Source organism: Frigoribacterium sp. CFBP 8759 (genome assembly GCF_014841655.1).
Taxonomy (GTDB): domain Bacteria; phylum Actinomycetota; class Actinomycetes; order Actinomycetales; family Microbacteriaceae; genus Frigoribacterium.
In genome coordinates, this window is the sequence record NZ_JACYUH010000001.1 from 938437 (window position 1) to 956220 (window position 17784).

Annotated in this window: 20 protein-coding genes; 5 read left to right on the forward strand and 15 right to left on the reverse strand. The window is 73.4% G+C overall.

Going from position 1 to position 17784, the window contains the following annotated elements:
• Positions 1–91 precede the first annotated feature (91 nt).
• Genes IFT79_RS04370 through IFT79_RS04380 form a run of 3 tightly spaced genes read right to left on the reverse strand, consistent with a single transcriptional unit; the run spans position 92 to position 2381 of the window.
• Positions 92–1138, reverse strand: coding sequence for an OmpA/MotB family protein (locus tag IFT79_RS04370; protein ID WP_173153494.1), 1047 nt, complete (start codon positions 1136–1138; stop codon positions 92–94).
• A complete protein-coding gene (locus IFT79_RS04375; RefSeq protein ID WP_056043640.1) occupies positions 1135–1980 on the reverse strand; it encodes a motility protein A in 846 nt (281 codons plus the stop codon). Before IFT79_RS04375 ends, IFT79_RS04370 begins: the two co-directional genes overlap by 4 nt.
• A gap of 2 nt (positions 1981–1982) precedes the next feature.
• Positions 1983–2381 (reverse strand): flagellar FlbD family protein, encoded by a 399-nt coding sequence (locus tag IFT79_RS04380; protein WP_192122981.1) that lies wholly within the window; start codon positions 2379–2381, stop codon positions 1983–1985.
• Between the two features lie 255 nt (positions 2382–2636).
• Between IFT79_RS04380 and IFT79_RS04385 the strand changes: the two genes are divergently transcribed.
• The 5 genes from IFT79_RS04385 (at position 2637) to IFT79_RS04400 (ending at position 6462) form a co-directional block, all read left to right on the forward strand.
• On the forward strand, positions 2637–3227 hold the full coding sequence (locus tag IFT79_RS04385; protein ID WP_192122982.1) for a hypothetical protein: 591 nt from the start codon (positions 2637–2639) through the stop codon (positions 3225–3227).
• Between the two features lie 238 nt (positions 3228–3465).
• Positions 3466–4230, forward strand: a complete 765-nt coding sequence (locus tag IFT79_RS04390; protein WP_192123137.1) for a YitT family protein — start codon at positions 3466–3468, stop codon at positions 4228–4230.
• Positions 4231–4343: 113 nt separating this feature from the next.
• Positions 4344–4613 carry a DUF4190 domain-containing protein gene (locus IFT79_RS04395; RefSeq protein WP_054146307.1) on the forward strand — a complete coding sequence of 90 codons (270 nt, stop codon included), beginning with the start codon at positions 4344–4346 and terminating at the stop codon, positions 4611–4613.
• Between the two features lie 479 nt (positions 4614–5092).
• Positions 5093–5785, forward strand: coding sequence for a hypothetical protein (locus IFT79_RS16835; protein WP_342211759.1), 693 nt, complete (start codon positions 5093–5095; stop codon positions 5783–5785).
• Positions 5770–6462 (forward strand): reverse transcriptase family protein, encoded by a 693-nt coding sequence (locus IFT79_RS04400; protein ID WP_342211775.1) that lies wholly within the window; start codon positions 5770–5772, stop codon positions 6460–6462. The genes IFT79_RS16835 and IFT79_RS04400 overlap by 16 nt, the downstream gene beginning before the upstream one ends.
• 211 nt (positions 6463–6673) lie before the next feature.
• Here IFT79_RS04400 and IFT79_RS04405 read toward each other — a convergent pair whose 3' ends face one another.
• The 12 genes from IFT79_RS04405 to IFT79_RS04460 all read right to left on the reverse strand — a co-directional run bounded on the left by IFT79_RS04405 (position 6674) and on the right by IFT79_RS04460 (position 17643).
• On the reverse strand, positions 6674–7843 hold the full coding sequence (locus IFT79_RS04405) for a flagellar hook protein FlgE (RefSeq protein WP_056043669.1): 1170 nt from the start codon (positions 7841–7843) through the stop codon (positions 6674–6676).
• A gap of 149 nt (positions 7844–7992) precedes the next feature.
• Entirely contained in the window at positions 7993–8439 is a 447-nt protein-coding gene (locus tag IFT79_RS04410) for a flagellar hook assembly protein FlgD (RefSeq protein WP_052505459.1), read from the reverse strand.
• A 12-nt stretch (positions 8440–8451) separates the two neighbouring features.
• The gene (locus IFT79_RS04415; RefSeq protein WP_192122983.1) at positions 8452–10257 is read right to left on the reverse strand and encodes a flagellar hook-length control protein FliK; all 1806 of its coding nucleotides are present in this window, start codon (positions 10255–10257) and stop codon (positions 8452–8454) included.
• Positions 10254–11033 (reverse strand): C40 family peptidase, encoded by a 780-nt coding sequence (locus IFT79_RS04420; protein WP_342211760.1) that lies wholly within the window; start codon positions 11031–11033, stop codon positions 10254–10256. The genes IFT79_RS04415 and IFT79_RS04420 overlap by 4 nt, the downstream gene beginning before the upstream one ends.
• The gene (locus tag IFT79_RS04425) at positions 11030–11488 is read right to left on the reverse strand and encodes a hypothetical protein (protein ID WP_192122984.1); all 459 of its coding nucleotides are present in this window, start codon (positions 11486–11488) and stop codon (positions 11030–11032) included. The genes IFT79_RS04420 and IFT79_RS04425 overlap by 4 nt, the downstream gene beginning before the upstream one ends.
• Positions 11488–12846: a FliI/YscN family ATPase gene (locus IFT79_RS04430; RefSeq protein WP_173154884.1), complete on the reverse strand. Its 1359-nt coding sequence runs from the start codon at positions 12844–12846 to the stop codon at positions 11488–11490. The genes IFT79_RS04425 and IFT79_RS04430 overlap by 1 nt, the downstream gene beginning before the upstream one ends.
• A gap of 80 nt (positions 12847–12926) precedes the next feature.
• Complete coding sequence (locus tag IFT79_RS04435; RefSeq protein WP_192122985.1) at positions 12927–13676, reverse strand: FliH/SctL family protein; 750 nt, start codon at positions 13674–13676, stop codon at positions 12927–12929.
• Positions 13677–13804: 128 nt separating this feature from the next.
• Complete coding sequence (fliG, locus tag IFT79_RS04440) at positions 13805–14860, reverse strand: flagellar motor switch protein FliG (RefSeq protein ID WP_173153523.1); 1056 nt, start codon at positions 14858–14860, stop codon at positions 13805–13807.
• Positions 14857–16548 carry a flagellar basal-body MS-ring/collar protein FliF gene (gene fliF / locus IFT79_RS04445; RefSeq protein ID WP_123571315.1) on the reverse strand — a complete coding sequence of 564 codons (1692 nt, stop codon included), beginning with the start codon at positions 16546–16548 and terminating at the stop codon, positions 14857–14859. Before fliF ends, fliG begins: the two co-directional genes overlap by 4 nt.
• Positions 16548–16904, reverse strand: a complete 357-nt coding sequence (fliE, locus tag IFT79_RS04450) for a flagellar hook-basal body complex protein FliE (RefSeq protein ID WP_192122986.1) — start codon at positions 16902–16904, stop codon at positions 16548–16550. Before fliE ends, fliF begins: the two co-directional genes overlap by 1 nt.
• Positions 16904–17299, reverse strand: coding sequence for a flagellar basal body rod protein FlgC (locus IFT79_RS04455; protein WP_043596823.1), 396 nt, complete (start codon positions 17297–17299; stop codon positions 16904–16906). Before IFT79_RS04455 ends, fliE begins: the two co-directional genes overlap by 1 nt.
• Complete coding sequence (locus IFT79_RS04460) at positions 17296–17643, reverse strand: flagellar basal body rod protein FlgB (protein WP_055975153.1); 348 nt, start codon at positions 17641–17643, stop codon at positions 17296–17298. Before IFT79_RS04460 ends, IFT79_RS04455 begins: the two co-directional genes overlap by 4 nt.
• Positions 17644–17784: the final 141 nt, after the last annotated feature.

The window sequence follows — 17784 nt, forward strand, 5'->3', positions numbered from 1 at the left end:
GCCCAGGATCGGTCGTACCCCCCGGACTGGGTTGCCGTCGTCGTGCTGCGGCGCGGGGTCGCGCTCCCGGGCCGGAGGGGCCCGGCGGAGGTCAGTGGCCCGAGGACTCCTCCTTCTTCTCCGTCTTCTTCTCGGTCTTCGTCTCGGTCTTCGTCTCGACCGCGGCGTCCGCCGTCGACGCGTCACCCGACTCGGCCGTGGTCGAGGTGTCGGCCGCCTGCTGGACGGTGGGGTTGCGACCGTCGGTCACCGCGCCTCCTGCGGCGGCGGCGGCCTGCTCGAGCTGCGGCAGCAGCGCGCTCACCGTGTCGGACTGGTTAGACAGGACGACGATGTCGACCCGGCGGTTCGACGCGAGGTCGGCGTCGGTCGTGCCGGTGCTGAGCGGACGCGACGAGCCGAAGCCGACCGACTGGATGTGGTCCGCACCCACGCCGCCCCGCTCGACGAGGTCGCGCAGCACCTGGGTGGCGCGGGCGGAGGAGAGCTCCCAGTTGGTCGCGAAGGGCGCGGTCGAGCTGCGCTGGTCGGCGTGGCCCTCGACCGAGACGTCGTGACCCGAGGTCTTCAGCACCGGCCCGATGGCGTTCATGACGTTCACGGCCGTGCCGCTGAGGTCGGCGCTGTTCGTGCCGAAGAAGGTCTCGGAGCCGATCAGGCGGACGGTCAGGCCCCGGGCGTCGACGGCGAACTCGACGTCGGCGCTGAGCCCCGAGCCCTCGAGGTTCGCGGCGATCGCGGCCTTGATGGCGGTGAGGTCGTCCAGTTCGCCCTGGGCCGCGACCGTGGCGGCGGCGGCCTGCTCGGCGGTCTGGGCCTCCCCCGAGGCGGCGGCCTTGCTCAGGTCGGTCTCGTCGCCCGACGAGTAGCCCTTGCCCTCTTTCGTCACGTCGGCGGCGTTCACGACGGTGCCCGAGGCCGTGTCGACCTTGCCCACGTCGGTCTGGCCGAAGCCGGTCGCGAGCGAGTTGCGCAGGGCGATGTACTTGTCCTGGTCGACGTTCGACATGGCGAACAGCACGATGAACATGCACATCAACACGGTGATCATGTCCATGTACGAGGCCATCCAGCGCTCGTCGGGGTGCTCGTCCTCGGCGTGCCCCTTCTTCTTGCGACCTCCGCGTGCCCCGCTCATGCGGCCAGCCCCTGGTCGTCGCCACCGGTCTTGGCGCCGGCCTTGGCCTTGGCGCCCTTGCCACCCTTGCCGCCCTTGCCGTCGCCGCCGTCGAGCGCGTGCGTCGGCACCATGGCCTTGAGCCGTTCGCCGAGGAGGCGCGGCTGGCTTCCGGCCTGGACCGCCAGCACCCCCTCCATCAGCAGCGTCATGCGCAGCTCGTCGAGGTCGGCCAGCTTCTTGAGGCGCGCGCCGAGCGGCAGCCAGAGGAAGTTCGCCGTGAGCAGGCCCCACAGGGTCGCGACGAACGCCGCGGCGATCATGTGGCCGAGCTCGTCGGGCTCGGCGAGGTTCTCGAGCACGTGGGTGAGGCTGACGACCGTGCCCACGATGCCGACCGTCGGGGCGTACCCGCCGAGGCTCATGAAGAACTTGCTGGCCGTGCGGTCGGCGGCGAGACGGGACTCCATCTCGTCCTCGAGCAGGATGCGCAGCTCCTCGCCGTCGGTGCCGTCGGCGATGTTCTGCAGGGCGCCCTTCATGAACGGGTCGTCGAGCTTCTCGGCCTCCTGCTCGAGCGAGAGCAGGCCCTCGCTGCGGGCCTTCTCGGCGAGCGACACGACGCCGTCGATGACCGACTGCGGAGGGACGACCTTGCCGGTGAAGGCGCGGGAGATCTTCTTGAAGCTGAGGATCGCGTCCTTGATCGTCGTGCCGGCGATGCCGACGCCGATGGTGGCGCCGAAGACGAGGATGATCGGGGCGGGCAACAGCAGCCCGGCGATGCTGACGCCCTCGAGCTGGATCATGCCGAAGAGGGCACCCAGGGCGAGGACGATGCCGATGATCGTTGCGGGATCCACGGTCAGCGTCCCTGCGTGGTGTCGGCCGATGCGGCCGGCGCAGCCGGCACGGACGGCGCGTGGACGGCGGGAGCCTGCACGGCGGGACGGAACTCGGTGACGCGACCCGCGCCTCCTGCACCCGACGAGCCTCGGACGATGCCGAGCTGCGGACCGGTGGAGGTGCGGTTGCCGAGCGCCTGGGGCGTCGGCGCGGTGGCGGACGGCTCGTCGTAGGCGAGCGAGACGATGCGGGCCCGGTAACGGGCGATCATCTCGATGACCTCGGCCATCGGCTCGGTCACGACGTACTTGGCGCCGTCGACCATGATCAGGACCGTGTCGGGCGTCTCGTGGATGCGCTCGATGAGGTCAGGGTTGACAGCGAATCTGCTGTCGTTGAGTCGCGTGACGACGATCATCGGCCCGTCCTAGGTCTGTGTCTCCTGCCTCCGTCCGTGGGGGCAGGTGTCGCTGCTCGTCCTGAGCGGCTACGGGTGACTATCGGCCGGGGGTGGCGGGGCGTTAGGTGCGGGTCGCGGTTGTCCACAGCCCTGCCGTGCCAGGCTCGACGATCGGTAGGTTGGTGACATTGCTCATGTCGGATGACGGGATGCCACGACGCGCTCCGACCGGCAGGGCAGCCCCCACGCCTCGTCCGACCGGAGAGAAGATCGATGACCACCACTCCCCTCAGCACCCCCGTCACCTACCGACCGACGTGGTCGCACTTCTGGGCGAAGGCCAAGGGCCGGGTGTTCCTCGTCCCCCTCGCCTTCCTCGTGTGCATCAACCGGATGGGCGTCTCCGCCCTGCCCTACCTCGTGGCGGGGGTGGTCGTGATGGCCGTGGGCCTGGGGATCTACCTTCGGACGACGACCCTCTCGGTCTCGGGCACGGCGGTCACCCGTCGGCGCTGGGGACGCACGACGACCGTCGCCCTGGACGGCGACCACCAGGGCATCCTCTGCATGCTCAACCAGGGCGTGCAGAACCTCGGATACCTCGCCGTCCGGGACGGCAAGGGCCGCCGACTCGTCCTCACCGAGGCCAACTGGCCTGGAGAACAACTGCTCGAGATCGCTCAGCACGGACGACTCACGATCATGCCGGCCGATCAGGTCTTCTCGGGCAAGAACGCAGCCGCCATTGTGCCAGGTGTCATCCCGCTGACGAACCGCCGTCCGGTGCTCTGCGCCCTCGTGGCGGTCGCCGGTCTGATCGCCGTCGTCGTGCCGATCGCCATGGTGATGAGCGGCGTGGCCTGATCGCTCCGGAAGGACACCGCCGTGTGGACGAGACACCGCGGCATGCGGCGGCGTCACGTCCACTCGACGGTGCGGCAGGCTGACAAGCGGGCGCGCGGCGCGTCACGTGCGCGAAACGGGGGGCTGGCAGGATGTGCCGGTGACCCACGAACCCCTCGACGAGTCGCGCCCCGGCACCACCCCCGCCGCCCGCGCCGACGACGTCACCCGCACCTCCTCCCCCACCCCGACCGCGAGCATGTCCCGCGCCGCGAGCTCCGAGCGGAACGCCGTCGGCAGCGACGACGGGCCCGCCCCCGAGTCCTCCCCGGCAGGCCTGCCGGACGCCGCGACCCCGGACGCCGCAGCCCCCGCCCGGCACGGCATCGACGACCCGGCCCTGACCGGCTCGATCGAGACCGTCGACGTCAACAAACACACGCTCGCCGAGAACGTGATGGGCGTCGTGACCGGTGTCTTCCTCGCCTCGTTCGGGCTCTTCCTGCTCAAGACCAGCGGGGCCGTGTCGGGCGGCACGGCCGGTCTCGCCCTGCTGACGAGCTACGCCACGGGCTGGACCTTCGGCGTGCTGTTCGTCCTCGTCAACGTGCCGTTCTTCGCGCTCGCCGTGTGGAAGAAGGGCTGGCCGTTCACCCTGCGGACGATCCTGACCGTCGTCATGCTGTCCGCCTTCTCGTACCTGCACCCGCTGATGTTCGACATCGACGGGATCAACCCGATCTACGGCACCCTCGCCGGCAACCTGCTCGTCGGCGTCGGCCTGCTCATCCTGTTCCGGCACGGGGCCAGCCTCGGCGGGATCAACATCCTCGCCCTTGTGCTGCAGGAACGCGCCGGGCTGCGCGCCGGCTACGTCCAGATGGGCTTCGACGTGGTCATCGTGCTGACCTCGCTGACCGTCGTCTCGCCGTGGATCGTGCTGCTCTCGGCCCTCGGCGCCGTCGTGTTGAACCTCGTACTGGCGATGAACCACAAGGCCGGCCGGTACGTCGGACACACGTGATCACACCTTTCTGCCAGACTTCCGTGCACGACCGGTCTGTTTGAGGCATTCTCGTCTCGAAGCGGTCACTTTCTTCTTGCACGTCCCCGGACGTCACACCACCTAGGAGTCCCATGTCCAACAACACCGCCATGCCCCAGTCCGCCGGCACCGCCGCGGGCTACAACGTCCTCGCGATCGTCGGGTTCATCCTGGCCTTCGTCTTCAGCCTCGCCGGCCTCATCGTCAGCCTGATCGCCCTGTCGCAGATCAAGAAGACCGGCGAGCGCGGCCACGGCCTCGCCCTGGCCGGCGTGATCCTCAGCGCCGTCTTCCTCGTCGGCGGCATCATCATCGGCATCTCGGCGTTCAGCGCCGGCATGGCACAGGTCCAGACCTACTAGGTCGATCGACCCGGCGCACGAGCCGGGGAGCACAGGAGGCGCGGCGTCTGCAGAGCAGGCACCGCGCCTCCTTCGCGTCGCGGGCCCGTAGGCCCGACCACGCACGGGGCTCAGCCCTGCGGGGGGGGGCCCAGCCCGCCGAGGGGCTCAGCCCTGCGGGGGATCGCGATCGTCGGGGGTCGCCGTTAGCGTGTGGGCATGCGACGGTGTCTCGGCGAGGTGGAGGGCACACGCGCTGTGCCGTCCTCTCCGGGGCTACCCCGGGGCACGCAGATCGACCACGGCACCGCTCCGCAGGCCGGTGACCGCGCTCCGCGCGGCTCGCGGCCCGCACCGATGCACGAGTCGCCGAGGCACCGCCGCAGCCACCCCACCGCACCCGCCGCGGACGCAGGCGGGTCACCCCCGACACGGACTCCGCACCCGCCCCGGCGGCACCCGACCGCGACCCGCGCGGCCGGCGGTCGGACGACCACCGGGTGACCGCCCACTCCCCCGCGTCCGCCGTGGGCGCCCGCGAGCCCGACCCGGGTCCCGATGCCGTCGCGACCGCCCTCGCCGACGCCCTGCTCGCGGCCGAGTGGACCGTGGGCGCACTGGCCGCCGCCGCAGGCGAGGCCGTCGACGGACCGGCCAGGTTCTGGCGTCCGCTCGCCCGCGGCCTCGTCCGCGTCCTGCCCCGGGCACCACACGACGACCCCCGCACGCTCGTCGCCCTCATCCGCCGCGATCCGGCCTTCACCGAGGCGGTGACCGAGGCCAGGAGGCGCGGCCGGCCCCTGCGCATCGTCCACCACGTGCCCGTGACGCAGGAGGCGCGCTCGACCGACCCGCGCCTCCTGCGTCTGGGCACCGTGGCCGACGTCGCCCGACTGCTGCACCTGACCGTGGGCGAGCTCGACTGGTTCGCCGACCCCGGCCGGTGGAACCGCCGGATCGAAGGAGGTCCGCTGCAGCACCACCGGTACGAGTGGCGTGCACGGCCCGGACGCACGCCGCGGCTGCTCGAGGTGCCCGGGTTCCGCCTGCGCGACCTGCACCGCGTCGTGCTCGACGAGGTGCTGGCGGCGGTGCCGCTGCACGACGCGGCGCACTCTTCGTCCCGGGGCGCAGCGCCGTCACCGGCGCGCGACGGCACGTCGGCCGAGAGGTCGTCATCGCCCTCGACCTGACCTCGTTCTTCGCCCGGGTCACCGCCGGGCAGGTGTTCGGCGCGCTGCGCCGCGAGGGCCTGCCGGACGCCGTCGCCCACGTGCTCACCGGGCTCTGCACGACCTCCGTGCCGCCGGGCGTGCTGTCGCGCATGCCGCCGGGCGGCAGCCCCGAGCAGCGGTTCGCCCTGCGTCACGCGCTCTCGGCCGCCCACCTCGCCCAGGGAGCCCCGACCTCGCCGACCCTCGCGAACGTGGCGGTGCGGAGGCTCGACTCGCGGCTCGCCGGCTACGCCCGGGCCGCGGGAGCGACCTACACGCGGTACGCCGACGACCTGGCGTTCAGCGGCGACGGCACGCTGGCGGGGCGGGCCGACGCGTTCGTGCGGGGCGTCGGACGCATCGTCGGCGACGAGGGACACCTGCTGAACGCGACGAAGACCCGGGTGCGCGGAGCCGCCACGCGACAGGTCGTCACCGGCGTGGTGGTCAACGCGGGCACGAACACGATGCGCTCCGAGTACGACCGGCTGCGGGCCGTGCTGCACAACGCCGCCACCACCGGGCTCGAGGCGCAGAACCGGGCCGGACACCCGGACTTCGCGGCCCAGCTCTGGGGGCGCATCGGCTGGGTCGAGCAGCTGAACCCCGGGCGCGGGGCCCGGCTGCGCGCCGCCTTCGCGCGCGTCCCCCGGTGACCGGCGCCGCGCCTCCTGACCGGCGCCGCGCCTCCTGGCCGGCGCCGCGCCTCCTGGCCGGCGCCGCGCCCCCTGACGACGAACGCACCGCGTTCCGTGCACCGCACCGCGACGAGATCGGGTGTGGTGCACGGAACGCGGTGCGGAGGGTGCGGCGGGCTGCCGCCGGCCGCTGGCGACCAGCGGCCAGCGGCGGGCTGCCGCCGGCCGACTAGCGCTTGAGGTTGGTGAGCTCCTGCAGCACCTCGTCCGAGGTGGTGATGATGCGGGCGTTGGCCTGGAAGCCGCGCTGGGCGACGATCAGGTTGGTGAACTCCTGCGACAGGTCGACGTTCGACATCTCGAGCGAGCCGCTGGAGAGCGAGCCGATGCCGGGCGAGCCGGGGGCGCCGACGGTCGCGGCACCCGAGTTGGCGGTGGCGCGGTAGCCCGAGTTGCCCTCCTTCTCGAGGCCGCCGGGGTTCGTGAAGGTCGCCAGGACGACGCGGCCGAGGCCGACCGTCGAGCCGTTGCTGAACTGGCCCATGAGCGTGCCGTCCTTCGACAGCGAGAAGCCCTGCAGCGTGCCGGCCGCACGGCCGTTCTGCTCGGTGATCGACGTCGTGTTGAGCGCCGCGAACCCGGTGATGCCCGACAGGTCGACGGTGACGCCGTTCAGTCGCAGCGACGCCGCGCCCGCCTGCTTGCCGTCGGCGAAGGCCAGCGAGGCCGTGGCGCCTCCGTTGCCGTCGGTCGCGGAGGCGTCCCAGCCGGCCGTCGTGCGGGTGAAGGTGAGCGTCAGGGTGCGCTCGAGGCCGTTGGCGTCGAACACCTTGGTGTCGCGGACGATCTTGTCGCCGACCGCCGACTCGCTCGGCAGGTTGCCGCCGACCGTGGCGCTCGAGGTCGCCGTCGCGGGGGCCGCCGCGTTCAGGGGCAGCGTGATGTCGCCGAGCGCGCCTCCGTCGTTGATGACGCCGTTCGTGGCCGAGTAGCCCTGCACGATCTTGCCGTCGGACGACACGAGACGGCCGTCGGCGTCGAAGTCGAAGGCGCCCGAGCGGGTGTAGACGGTGTCGTTGCCGAGGCGGGTGACGAAGAAGCCGTCGCCCGAGATCATCAGGTCGGTCGCCTTGCCCGTGGCCTGCGCCGACCCCTGGGCGAAGTTCGTCGAGATGCCGGCGACCTGCACGCCGAGGCCGATCTGGGCGGGGTTCGTGCCGCCGATGCCGGTCTGCGGGCCGCCGGCGCCCTGCGTGATCTGCGACAGCGTGTCCTGGAACTGGGTGGTCGACGACTTGAAGCCGGCGGTGTTGACGTTGGCGATGTTGTTGCCGGTGACGTCGAGCATCGTCTGGTGCGAGCGGAGGCCCGAGATGCCGGAGTAGAGGGAGCGGAGCATGGGTGCTGCCTTTCAGCTGGGGAGAGATCTGGAGGCGCGTCCTGCGCGGGTGGTGCCGGTCGCGTCCTGCTCCCGGTGTGGTTCGAGGGGTGGTGCGGGTCGTGCGGGTGGTGCCGGTGGTGCTGCGGGGTGCGCGTCGGGGACGCGTGTCACGCCTTCGTGGTGGCGATGCCCGAGATGAGATCCAACGCGACCTCCTTCCCGCCGACCGAGACCTTGGGGACGGCCTCGGCGAACGACACGCTCGTCGCGGTGCCCTTCACCTCGACGCCGTCGGGTCCCGTGTAGCTGACCTCGCGGCCGACCAGGTTCGACGCGGCGATGCGCATCTGCAGCGAGAAGTTCTCGTTGGCCGTCGTCGTCTGCGCGGTGACCTGCTCCATCATCGCCAGCTGGGTGGTCTGCGACATCATGGCGTTGGTGTCCATCGGGGTCGACGGGTCCTGGTTCTTCAGCTGCGTGACGAGCAGCTTCATGAACATCTCGCTGTCCATCGTGTTCGCCGTCGCACGGCTCGAGCCGCTCTTCGCGGCGTTGGCGGCGGCGATCTGGGTCGCGACGTCGACGGTTCCCGATATCTGGTCGATCGAGGGCATGGGGTCTCCGGTTCAGGCCAGGACGTCGAGGGACGTCGAGAGGGACGAGGAGGCGCGGGCACGGTCGACCGCGCCCGTCGCGTCGAGGGGGTCGGTTCCGTCGCGCGGCGTGCGGCCGGTGGCGCCGCGCACCTCGGCGGCGTCACGGGCCTGTCGCCCGGCGCCTCCGTCGGCACCGGCCTGCGCCCCGGGCGAGCCGAGCTGACCGGAGCGGTCACCCCGGCCGTCGGACGGCTGGTCCTGGGACGAGAGGTCGACGCTGGTCTGGTGACCCGCGCCTCCCGCGGTCGTGGAGGCGGCCGTCGCGAGGTCGCGGCGCAGGTCGCCGAGGATCGCCCGCACGGCGTCACGGCCGGCGTCCGACGCGGCGAACATCTCGACGTGCGTGCCGTGCGCCGAGACGTGGGCCCGGACGGTGACCGGGCCCAGCGCCTCGGGGGCGACGTCGACCGTGACGACGTGCACCCCGGGGCCCGCCGCGGCGAGCGTGAACAGGGGCCGGGAGAGCTGCGAGGTCAACGGCGCCGGCGGGGTGGCGACCGGCGACGGGGTCGCGGACGAGGAGGCGGCGGTCGCGGCGACGGGGAACGTCGCGCCGACCGCGGGGGCGGCGAACACGATCGGGTCGGTGGTCGCGGGAGCCGGGACGGGTGCGGAGGTGGACGCCGCGGGCGTCGCCGCGGAGGCCGCAGCCGTCGCCGAGAAGGCCGCGGGGGCGGAGGCTCCGGCCGGGGAGGCCGCGGCGGGCGTCGCGGACGGCGCGGACGGTGCGCCGGTCGTCGCGCTCGACGGACCGGGCGTGCCGGGCAGCACGAGGGCGGCCGGCGCGAGGGCGCGGTCGACCACTGCCGGGACGGGGGTGGGAGCGGGTGCCCGCATCGGCGAACCGTTCCGGGACGAGTCGCCGACGACGGCGGCCGTGTCGGGACCGGCGGCCGGCTCGGCGCGGACCGCACCACCGGGAGCGGACGGCGTCGGCTCGCCGGGCGCGACGGGCACACCCGCGCCGGCGGCCGCGGGGCTCGCCGCGGTGGCGGACGTGCCGGCGGGACCCGGGGCAGGAGCGGACGCGGGCTGCACGGTCGAGACGGCGGTCGCGGCGAGGGCCGCGGCGGGAGCTGCGGCTGCGGATGCCTGCACCGCCGGTGCCGCCAGGACAGCCGCTGCCGTCCGAGCAAGAGCGGCGGAGGCGGCGGACGGATCGGTCGCCGATCCGTCGCGCGCGGGGTCGAGCGGCTCGGCCCCGGCGCCACCGGCGGCCGGCGACGCGACGCGCACCGGAGCGGTGAGGGCGGAGGGGCGCAGCAGAGCGGCGAGGGCGGCGGCGACCGTCTCGGCCGGGGCGGCCGACGTCGCGACCTCGACCGGTACGGAGCCCCCGGCCACCGACGCGTCGACCACCGCGTCGCCAGGCACGGCGCCCGGCCCGGTGGGGGCGCCGTCGGTCGTCGAGGCGGCCTCGGTCGTGGTGGTCGCGGTGTCGGACTCCTCGACCAGGGAGCCCGGTGCCGAGGTCGCCTCGGCGAGGGGCCAGCGCCACGGGGCGACGGACGGGGCATCGAGCGACGACGACCCGGTCACGGCCGAGGCGGACGCCGGAGCCGGGGTGGGGGCAGGAGGAGACGCGACAGGGGCGTTCCGGTCGGCGCCCCGCGTCGAGGAGCCCTCGTCGCGCATGGCGGCACCGAAGCCGGTGGCCGCGCGGTCGGCGTCACGGGCGGTGCCGACCCCCGGGCCCCGCGACCCCACGGAGGGGCGGAGCGACGACGCATCGGACAGGGCAGGAGGCGCGAACGGCAGGGTGCGGGACAGGGTCACGAGGCCACCCCCGCGCTCATCAGCTTCTGCAGGGCCGCGGTCATCAGGTCGGTCCCCGACGAGGACGCGCCCGACGCACCGGCGGCACCGGAGAGACCCGACAAGCCCGACAGGCCGGACAGGCCCGACAGGCTCGACAACGCGGACGAGGCGGACGAGGCGGACGACGCCGAGGCGGCACCCGTCGCGCCCTCGGCCGGGACGATGCGCCGGATCGTGCTGAGGTCGGAGTCCTTGTACCAGTTGTCGACGATCTGGACGTCCTTGCCCGGGCGGGGTGCGTGCAGCACCTTGCCGTCGCCGAGGTAGATCACGATGTGGCCCTCGCCCTTCGGCACGAGCAGGTCGCCGGGCTTCGCCTCGGCGAGCGAGGGCACCTCGGCGCCCATCTTCGCCTGGTCGGGCACGACCCGCGGCATGCTGACGCCGAGGTCCCCGAACACGGTCTGCACGAGGCCCGAGCAGTCCATGCCGGTCCGGTCCTCGCCGCCGAACACGTACGGCACGCCGAGGTACTTCTTCGCGGACTCGACCACGTCCGAGCCGTCGGCTCCGCTGCCGCTCGCGACCGACCCGGCCACGGCGTCCACGGAGGCGCTGGTCGCCGTCGCCCCCGGGCCGGACGTGCCGGCGAGCGCGTCGGCGAAGGCCGTGGCCGACGTCGCGGACGCGGCGGTGGCCGTCGCGGACGTCGCACCGGTGGTGCCGGCGCGCAGCTGGGCGATGGTCGCCTGGATGTCCTGGATGCGGGACAGGACCTCGGTCACGGGACTCACGCCGCGCCTCCTGGGTTCTCGGGGTCGGTGCCGGACGGCGAGCCGTCGGCGCGGGGGCGCGAGGCGATCTCGTCGAGGGCGATCTGCTCGTCGCGCAGGTCGGCGGCCGCCTCGGCCACCGCGTGCTTGTGCTCGAGCTTCTCGAGGCCGATCGCCGCGCGACGGGCCTCGTTGAAGGCGGCCTGGGCGGCGTCGGCGTCGGCCTGACGGCGCTGGGTGACGGCGTCGAGCTCGGCGAGCATGCCGCGCGACGAGGCCCGCGAGGCCGCCAGCGCGCTCAGCATGGCCGCGTCGGTGACCTCGGACGGCTCGTCGGCCAGGGTGCGCTTGGCGCGCACGCGCTCGTCGGCGGCCTCGCGCAGACGGTCGTTGGCCTCGGCGAGGACGGCACCGGCCTGGTCCTGCTGGGCGTGGCGCAGCCGCAGCAGGCCGAGCAGCGAGAACGGGCGCGCCATCAGATCGCTCCGAACCGCGAGGTGAGCGAGGCCAGGGCGTTCCACGAGTCGGCCGAGGCCGCCCGGTCGTCCATGCCCTGCTGCAGGAACGCGTCGATGGCGCCCTGGTGGTCGACCGCCGCGTCGACGAGCGGGTTCGTGCCGCGCTGGTACGCACCGACGTCGAGCAGGTCCTGCGCGGCCCGGCGCGCGGCCATGACCTTGCGCAGCGTCGTCGCGGCGGCGCGCTGGGGCGGGCTGGTCACCTTCGAGGCGACGCGCGAGACCGAGCCGAGCGCGTCGACCGACGGGAAGTGCCCGGTCACGGCGAGCTTGCGGTCGAGCACGACGTGCCCGTCGAGGATGCTGCGGGCCGCGTCGGCGATGGGCTCGTTGTGGTCGTCGCCGTCGACCAGCACCGTGTAGAGCCCGGTGACCGAGCCGATGCGGTCGGTCCCCGCCCGCTCGAGCAGGCCGGCCAGCACCGAGAACGTCGACGGCGGGTAGCCGCGGGTCGCGGGCGGTTCGCCGACCGACAGGCCGATCTCGCGCTGGGCCATCGCCACGCGCGTGAGCGAGTCCATCATCAGCACGACGTCGGCGCCCTGGTCGCGGAACGACTCGGCGATGCGGGTCGCGACGAAGGCGGCCCGGAGGCGCATCAGGGCGGGCTCGTCGCTGGTCGAGACGACGACGATCGAGCGGGCGAGGCCCTCGGGCCCGAGGTCGTCCTCGAGGAACTCCCGCACCTCGCGGCCGCGCTCGCCGACCAGGGCGATCACGCTGACCTGGGCGTCCGAGCCGCGGGCGATCATCGACAGCAGCGACGACTTGCCGACGCCCGAGCCGGCGAACAGGCCGACGCGCTGTCCCTTGCCGACCGTGGTCAGGGTGTCGAGCACGCGCACGCCGAGCTGCAGGGGCGTGTCGATGCGCGCGCGGTGCATGGCGGACGGGGTCTCGTGGTCGAGCGGCACGAGGTCGACGCGACCCCCGTCGGCGCCGACGAGCGGCCCCTTGCCGTCGATCGGTCGGCCGAGGCCGTCGAGCACGCGCCCGAACAGGCCCGTGCCGGTGGGGACGAGCAGCGGACGGCCGGTCGACCGGACGGGCGTGCCGGTCGTGATGCCGGTCAGACGGCCGAGCGGCATGCAGCGCACGCCGTCGGGCGTGGTCGCGACGACCTCGGCGAGGTCCGAACCGGCGGCGGTGCCCCCGGACGTCGCGGTCGCGTCGCCCACGGCGACGATCTCGCCGACGGCCGCGTCGAGGCCCTGCACGGTGAGGCCGAGGCCCACGGCCGAGCTGACCCGGCCCACGCGCTGTGGACGGGCCGCGACGCGGGCGGCGGCGAGACGGGGCGCGAGGACGGCCGGCACGCGCGGACGCCCGCCGTCGACGACGGCACCCGTCGGCACGACGGCAAACGCCGGCACGAGGGCAGGAGGCGCGGTGAGGGTCACGAGGCGCCCCCGTCCGTCGCCGGGTCGCCGAGCAACGCCGTCCGCGCCCGGTCGAGCGCGGTGCCGAGGCGGGCGTCGACCTGGCCGATGCGACGCTCGGCCTCGGCGTCGCCGCGGGCCAGGGTCGCATCGGCGACGAAGGCCACCTCGGCGGCCACGGAGTCGCGGGTCGCCGCGTCGAGCTGGGCGAGGTCGGCGGGGTGGAGGCGGACCGTCACGACGTCGCCGGGGTCGGTCACGGCGAGGGCGCGGGCGACGGCCGCACGGGCGGTCCGTCCTTCGCGGGGGTCGACCGTGTCGGCGGCGCCCCGGGCGGTGGCGTCGGCCCCGTACGAGCCGCCGTCGACGGATTCGGAGGCGCGCAGTTCGTAGCCGAGGACCGCCTCGGCGAGCTCGAAGGCGGTCGCGACCAGCGCCTCCTCGGCGTCGTCCAGGACGGGCGCGACGCGGGCGTCGAGCGCGCGGGCCGACGAGGCGAGGGCCTCGACGGCCGAGACGGTGGCGGCCTGGAGGCGGTGCAGCAGGTCGGAGTGCTCGGCCTCGAGGACGGCCCGGCGGGCGGCGAGTTCGAGCTCGGCCGCGCGGAGGCCGGCGGTGTACCCGGCGGCGTGCCCCCGGGCCTCGGCCCGGGCGTCGTGCGCCCGTCGCGTGGTGGCGGCGTCGGACCCCGGCAGCGTGACGGACGGGTAGCTGACGCGCGCGAAGGCCGGGGCGGCGCCCTCGGGGGTCATCACGGAATCGAGCATCACAGGGCCGTTCGGCGTTGGGGGTGACGGCCGATCCGTGGCCTGGGGTGGGTGAGCGATCCGTGCTCACCGGCGACTCTCGACCTCGGCCGGGACGGCGTTAGCCCTTGCCCCGAAGGGGGGCCGGGCTACTCGACGAGGGCGTCGTCGTCCGAGCGGTGCATGGTGATCGCGCCCATCGCCTCGAGTTCGCGGATGGCGCGCACGACCGACGCCCGCGCCTCCTCGATCTGCGACTTGCGGACCGGACCCATCGACTGCAGCTCGTCGTCCAGCAGTTCGCGGTTGCGCTCGGAGACGTTGCCGCGGATGACCTCGGTGACCGCCGCCGGCGCGCCCTTCATCGCCGTAGCGAGGATCGCCGCGTCGATGCCGCGCAGCACCTGCTGGATGTCGCGCGACTCGAGCTTGACGATGTCCTCGAAGGTGAGCATGCGCGAGCGCACCTCCTCGGCCAGCTCGGGGTCGCGTTCGTCGAGGCCCTCGAGCAGCGCCTTCTCGGTCGCCACGTCGCTGCGGTTGAGGATCTCGATCAGCGGCTGGATGCCCCCGACGACCTCGACCTGGTCCCGCGGGGCGACGACGGCGCCGGCCCGCACCTTGAGGGTGGCCGCGACGATGCCGACCGACTCGGGGGTGGCCGTGCCCATCGTCGCGATGGCCTGGGCCACGTCGGCGCGCAGCTCGACGTCGAGGCCCGACATCACGGCGGAACCCTGCTGGGGCCTGAGGTGCGCGAGCACCAGGGCGATGGTCTGCGGCAGCTCGCCGTCGAGGAGCGCCACGACCTGACCGGCCTCGGCCTCGTCGAGGAACTCGAACGACTTGCCGGCCATGTTGGAGGCCATGCGCTCCATGACGCCGGCGGCACGCTCGGAACCGAACGACGCCTCGAGCAGACCGACGGCGACGTCGTGGCCGCCGCGGCGCTGGTAGCGGCCGCTGACGCTGAGGTCGTGGAACTCGGCCACGGTGGCCTCGGCGAGCGCGGGGTCGACGCGACGCAGGCGGACGATCTCGGCCGCGATCTCCTCGGCCTCGACCTCGCTGAACTCCTTCATGACCGCGGCCGCGCGGGCCTGGTCCATCTGCATCAGGATGACCGCGACCTTCTGGGCACCGGTCAACGGCTTGCCGACCCCGGGGACCGCGGGGGCGCCGAAGGTGGTGGGGACGAGGCTCATGCGGGCTGCCGGTCGTCCATCAGGCCGCGGAGCAGCTCGGCGGTCTTGCCCGGGTCGCGCTCGGCCATCGCGTCGATCTCGGCCCGGCGGCGCTCGGCCGAGACGAACTCGGGCGACGGCGTCGGGGCGTCGACCTCGAGCAGCTCGGTCTTCGGCTCGCCCATGCCGGGCAGGGTCAGGCGCGAGGTGGCGACGGCGTCGTCGAGCGACAGCGGCATCGTGGCGTCCCAGGTCTGGGCGCCGTTCTGCGGGGAGAGCTCGCCGAGGTCGACGTCCTCGCGGTCCTGGCGGCGGCTGCGACGGGCGAAGACGATGAGCCCCACGATGGCGGCGATCGCGATGGCCGCGACGATGCCGACCGTGCGGATGGTGCCCCACATCGCCTCGCTGGCACTCGCCGCGTCGGCGGCCTTGAGCGCCTCGGCGGCGGCGTCCGCGGCCGAGGTGTCGAAGTCGACCTGCGCGACCTGGACGGTGTCGCCGCGGGCGGCGTCGATGCCGGCGGCGGCACCGACGAGGTCGCGGACGCTCTGCATGTTGACCCCGTTGGCCGCGGCCGAGTTCAGCGCGACCGACACCGTCTGGCGGCTGACCTCGCCGGCGGGGACGTTGAGGCTCTCGGTGACCTTGTCGACGGCGTTGTTCTTGGTGGTCGACTCGTTGGTGTAGCCCCCGTCGGCGCCGGTGCCCGCGGTGGTCGTGCCGTCGGCCGCCGTGCCGTTGGGCACCGCGATGTTGTCGGGGCCGAGCACGCCGGTCGCACCGGTGCCGTTCGCCCCGTTCGCCCCGGAGCCGTACTGCTCGGTGGTGCCCGACTCGTTCAGGGCGATCGGCCCCGAGGTCGGCTGCGAGAACGACTCGGTCACCTTGGTGCCCGAGCTCTGGTCGAGGTCGGCGGCCACCACGACGGACGAGTTGCCGGGGCCGACCATCTTGTCGAGCATGGCCTGGACCGAGGCCTGGACCTTGGACTCGTAGTCGCTCGCGTCGCCGTCCGCGCCTCCGACCGCTCCGCTGCCGACGGCCGAGAGCACCGTGCCCGAGGCGTCGGTGACGGCGACGTCGGTCGCCTTCATGCCGTCGACGGAGGCGCTGGTCAGGTTGACGATGGCCTGCACCTGCTTGGAGTCCAGCGTCGCACCGGCCTGGGTCTCGACGAACACCGAGGCGGTCGGGTCGCGCTGCTCGGCGACGAACACCGACTCCTCGGGGATCGCGAGCTGCACGCTGGCGTTCTTGACACCGTCCATCGCCTTGATCGTGTTGGCGAGCTCGCCTTCGATCGCACGCTTGTAGGTGACGTTCTGCTGGAACTCGGACGAGGTGACGCCCATGGTGTCGAGCAGCGAGTAGCCGCCGCCCGAGCTCGCGGCGGGCAGCCCCGCGGCCGCGGCCTTGAGGCGCTCGTCGTAGACGACGTTCTCGGGCACGAGGATCGTGCCGCCGCCCGCGGTCAGCTCGTACGGCACGCCGTCGGTCTGCAGCAGTTCGACGATGGCGCTCGCGTCGGTGGGGTCGATGCCGCTGAACAGAGGCGTGTAGGTGGGCTTGCCCAGCCAGCTGACGAGCGCGACGACGCCGAGCACGAGGGCGGCGACCAGGATGACGGCGATCGTGCGCTGCGCGACCGTGAAGCTCTGGAGGGCGGCACCGAGCTTGGCGAGCTGGCCCTTGACGGCGTTCGGCATCAGGCCTGCATCCTCATGATCTCGTTGAAGGCGTCGACGCCCTTGTTGCGGACGGCGCTGACCAGCTCGAGCGTGACCTGGGCACGCGTCGCCGCGATGGTCGCGTCGTGGATGTCGGTCAGGTCACCGGTGACGGCCTTGACCGCGAGGGTCTTCGCCTCGGACTGCAGCTGCTGCAGCCCCTCGACGGCTCCGGTCATGGTCGCGCCGAAGGTCGCGCCCGAGGCCGAGGAGGCGCCGGTCGCGCCGGCCACGCCCGTCACGTCGGACGCACCGCCGGCCCCCATGAGCGTGCCCACGTCGGCGAAGCCGGTCTGTTGCACGGCCCCGAGGGCCTGGATTCCTGCGATGGGCATCAGCCACGTCCGATCTGGAGTGCGGCCTCGTAGGCCGTCTTGGCACGGTCGACCACGGCGGCGTTGGCCTGGTAGCCACGCTGCGCCATGATCAGGTCGCCCATCTGGGCGCCGAGGTCGATGTCGGGCATGCGCACGTATCCCTCGGCGTCGGCCAGCGGGTGGTCGGGGAGGTACGTGACGCGGCCGGCCTCGCTGCCGTAGCGGTCGGCCTTGACGAAGACGCCGGACGTGCCGGCGCCCTCCTGCACCTCGACGTAGCGGGCCTGGAAGGCGGTGTCGTCCATCGACTTCACGGTGTTGACGTTGGCGATGTTGTCCGACACGGCGTCGAGCCACTTGCGGTGCACGGTCAGGCCGGTGCTCGCGATGCCGATCGCGTCGAAGGCGGTCACGAGTTCGTCCGGAACGCGGCGCGGACGGCCGTCAGCTCGGAGTTCATGGCCTGCGTGGCGAACTGGTACCGCAGCACGGTGTCGACGTTCGACAGGGTCTCGGTGTCGAGGTTCACGTTGTTGCCGTCGAGACGGGTCGGCTCGAGGCTGCGCGACGTGGACGCCTGGACCGCTCCGCTGCCGGACGCGACCGACCGGCCCAGCGCCTCCTCGAACTGCACCCGCTTGGCGGTGTAGTTCGGGGTGTTGACGTTCGCGATGTTCGCGGCGATCGTCTTCTGACGCAGCGAGAGACCGTCGAGGGCGCTCTGCAGCGCCGCTTGCGTCACGGATTCGAGTGGCATGCCTGTCCCGGTGGGGTCGATGGAGTGCGAGGGGCCGATCCGTGGCCGGTGTGCGAGCGATCCGTGCTCACGGCGCTCTATCGGCGGGGCGCGGGGCGACGTAAGCGGTGCGCAGGCGGCTGCCCCGTACTGGGGGCGGGC

What these genes read in the sequence shown, in the direction of transcription:
- IFT79_RS04370 (WP_173153494.1), bottom strand. Translation starts at nt 1,138, where the DNA reads ATGAGCGGGGCACGCGGAGGTCGCAAGAAGAAGGGGCACGCCGAGGAC.
- IFT79_RS04380 (WP_192122981.1), bottom strand. Translation starts at nt 2,381, where the DNA reads ATGATCGTCGTCACGCGACTCAACGACAGCAGATTCGCTGTCAACCCT.
- IFT79_RS04385 (WP_192122982.1), top strand. Translation starts at nt 2,637, where the DNA reads ATGACCACCACTCCCCTCAGCACCCCCGTCACCTACCGACCGACGTGG.
- IFT79_RS04390 (WP_192123137.1), top strand. Translation starts at nt 3,466, where the DNA reads ATGTCCCGCGCCGCGAGCTCCGAGCGGAACGCCGTCGGCAGCGACGAC.
- IFT79_RS04395 (WP_054146307.1), top strand. Translation starts at nt 4,344, where the DNA reads ATGTCCAACAACACCGCCATGCCCCAGTCCGCCGGCACCGCCGCGGGC.
- IFT79_RS04405 (WP_056043669.1), bottom strand. Translation starts at nt 7,843, where the DNA reads ATGCTCCGCTCCCTCTACTCCGGCATCTCGGGCCTCCGCTCGCACCAG.
- IFT79_RS04410 (WP_052505459.1), bottom strand. Translation starts at nt 8,439, where the DNA reads ATGCCCTCGATCGACCAGATATCGGGAACCGTCGACGTCGCGACCCAG.
- IFT79_RS04425 (WP_192122984.1), bottom strand. Translation starts at nt 11,488, where the DNA reads ATGGCGCGCCCGTTCTCGCTGCTCGGCCTGCTGCGGCTGCGCCACGCC.
- IFT79_RS04435 (WP_192122985.1), bottom strand. Translation starts at nt 13,676, where the DNA reads ATGCTCGATTCCGTGATGACCCCCGAGGGCGCCGCCCCGGCCTTCGCG.
- fliG (WP_173153523.1), bottom strand. Translation starts at nt 14,860, where the DNA reads ATGAGCCTCGTCCCCACCACCTTCGGCGCCCCCGCGGTCCCCGGGGTC.
- fliF (WP_123571315.1), bottom strand. Translation starts at nt 16,548, where the DNA reads ATGCCGAACGCCGTCAAGGGCCAGCTCGCCAAGCTCGGTGCCGCCCTC.
- fliE (WP_192122986.1), bottom strand. Translation starts at nt 16,904, where the DNA reads ATGCCCATCGCAGGAATCCAGGCCCTCGGGGCCGTGCAACAGACCGGC.
- IFT79_RS04460 (WP_055975153.1), bottom strand. Translation starts at nt 17,643, where the DNA reads ATGCCACTCGAATCCGTGACGCAAGCGGCGCTGCAGAGCGCCCTCGAC.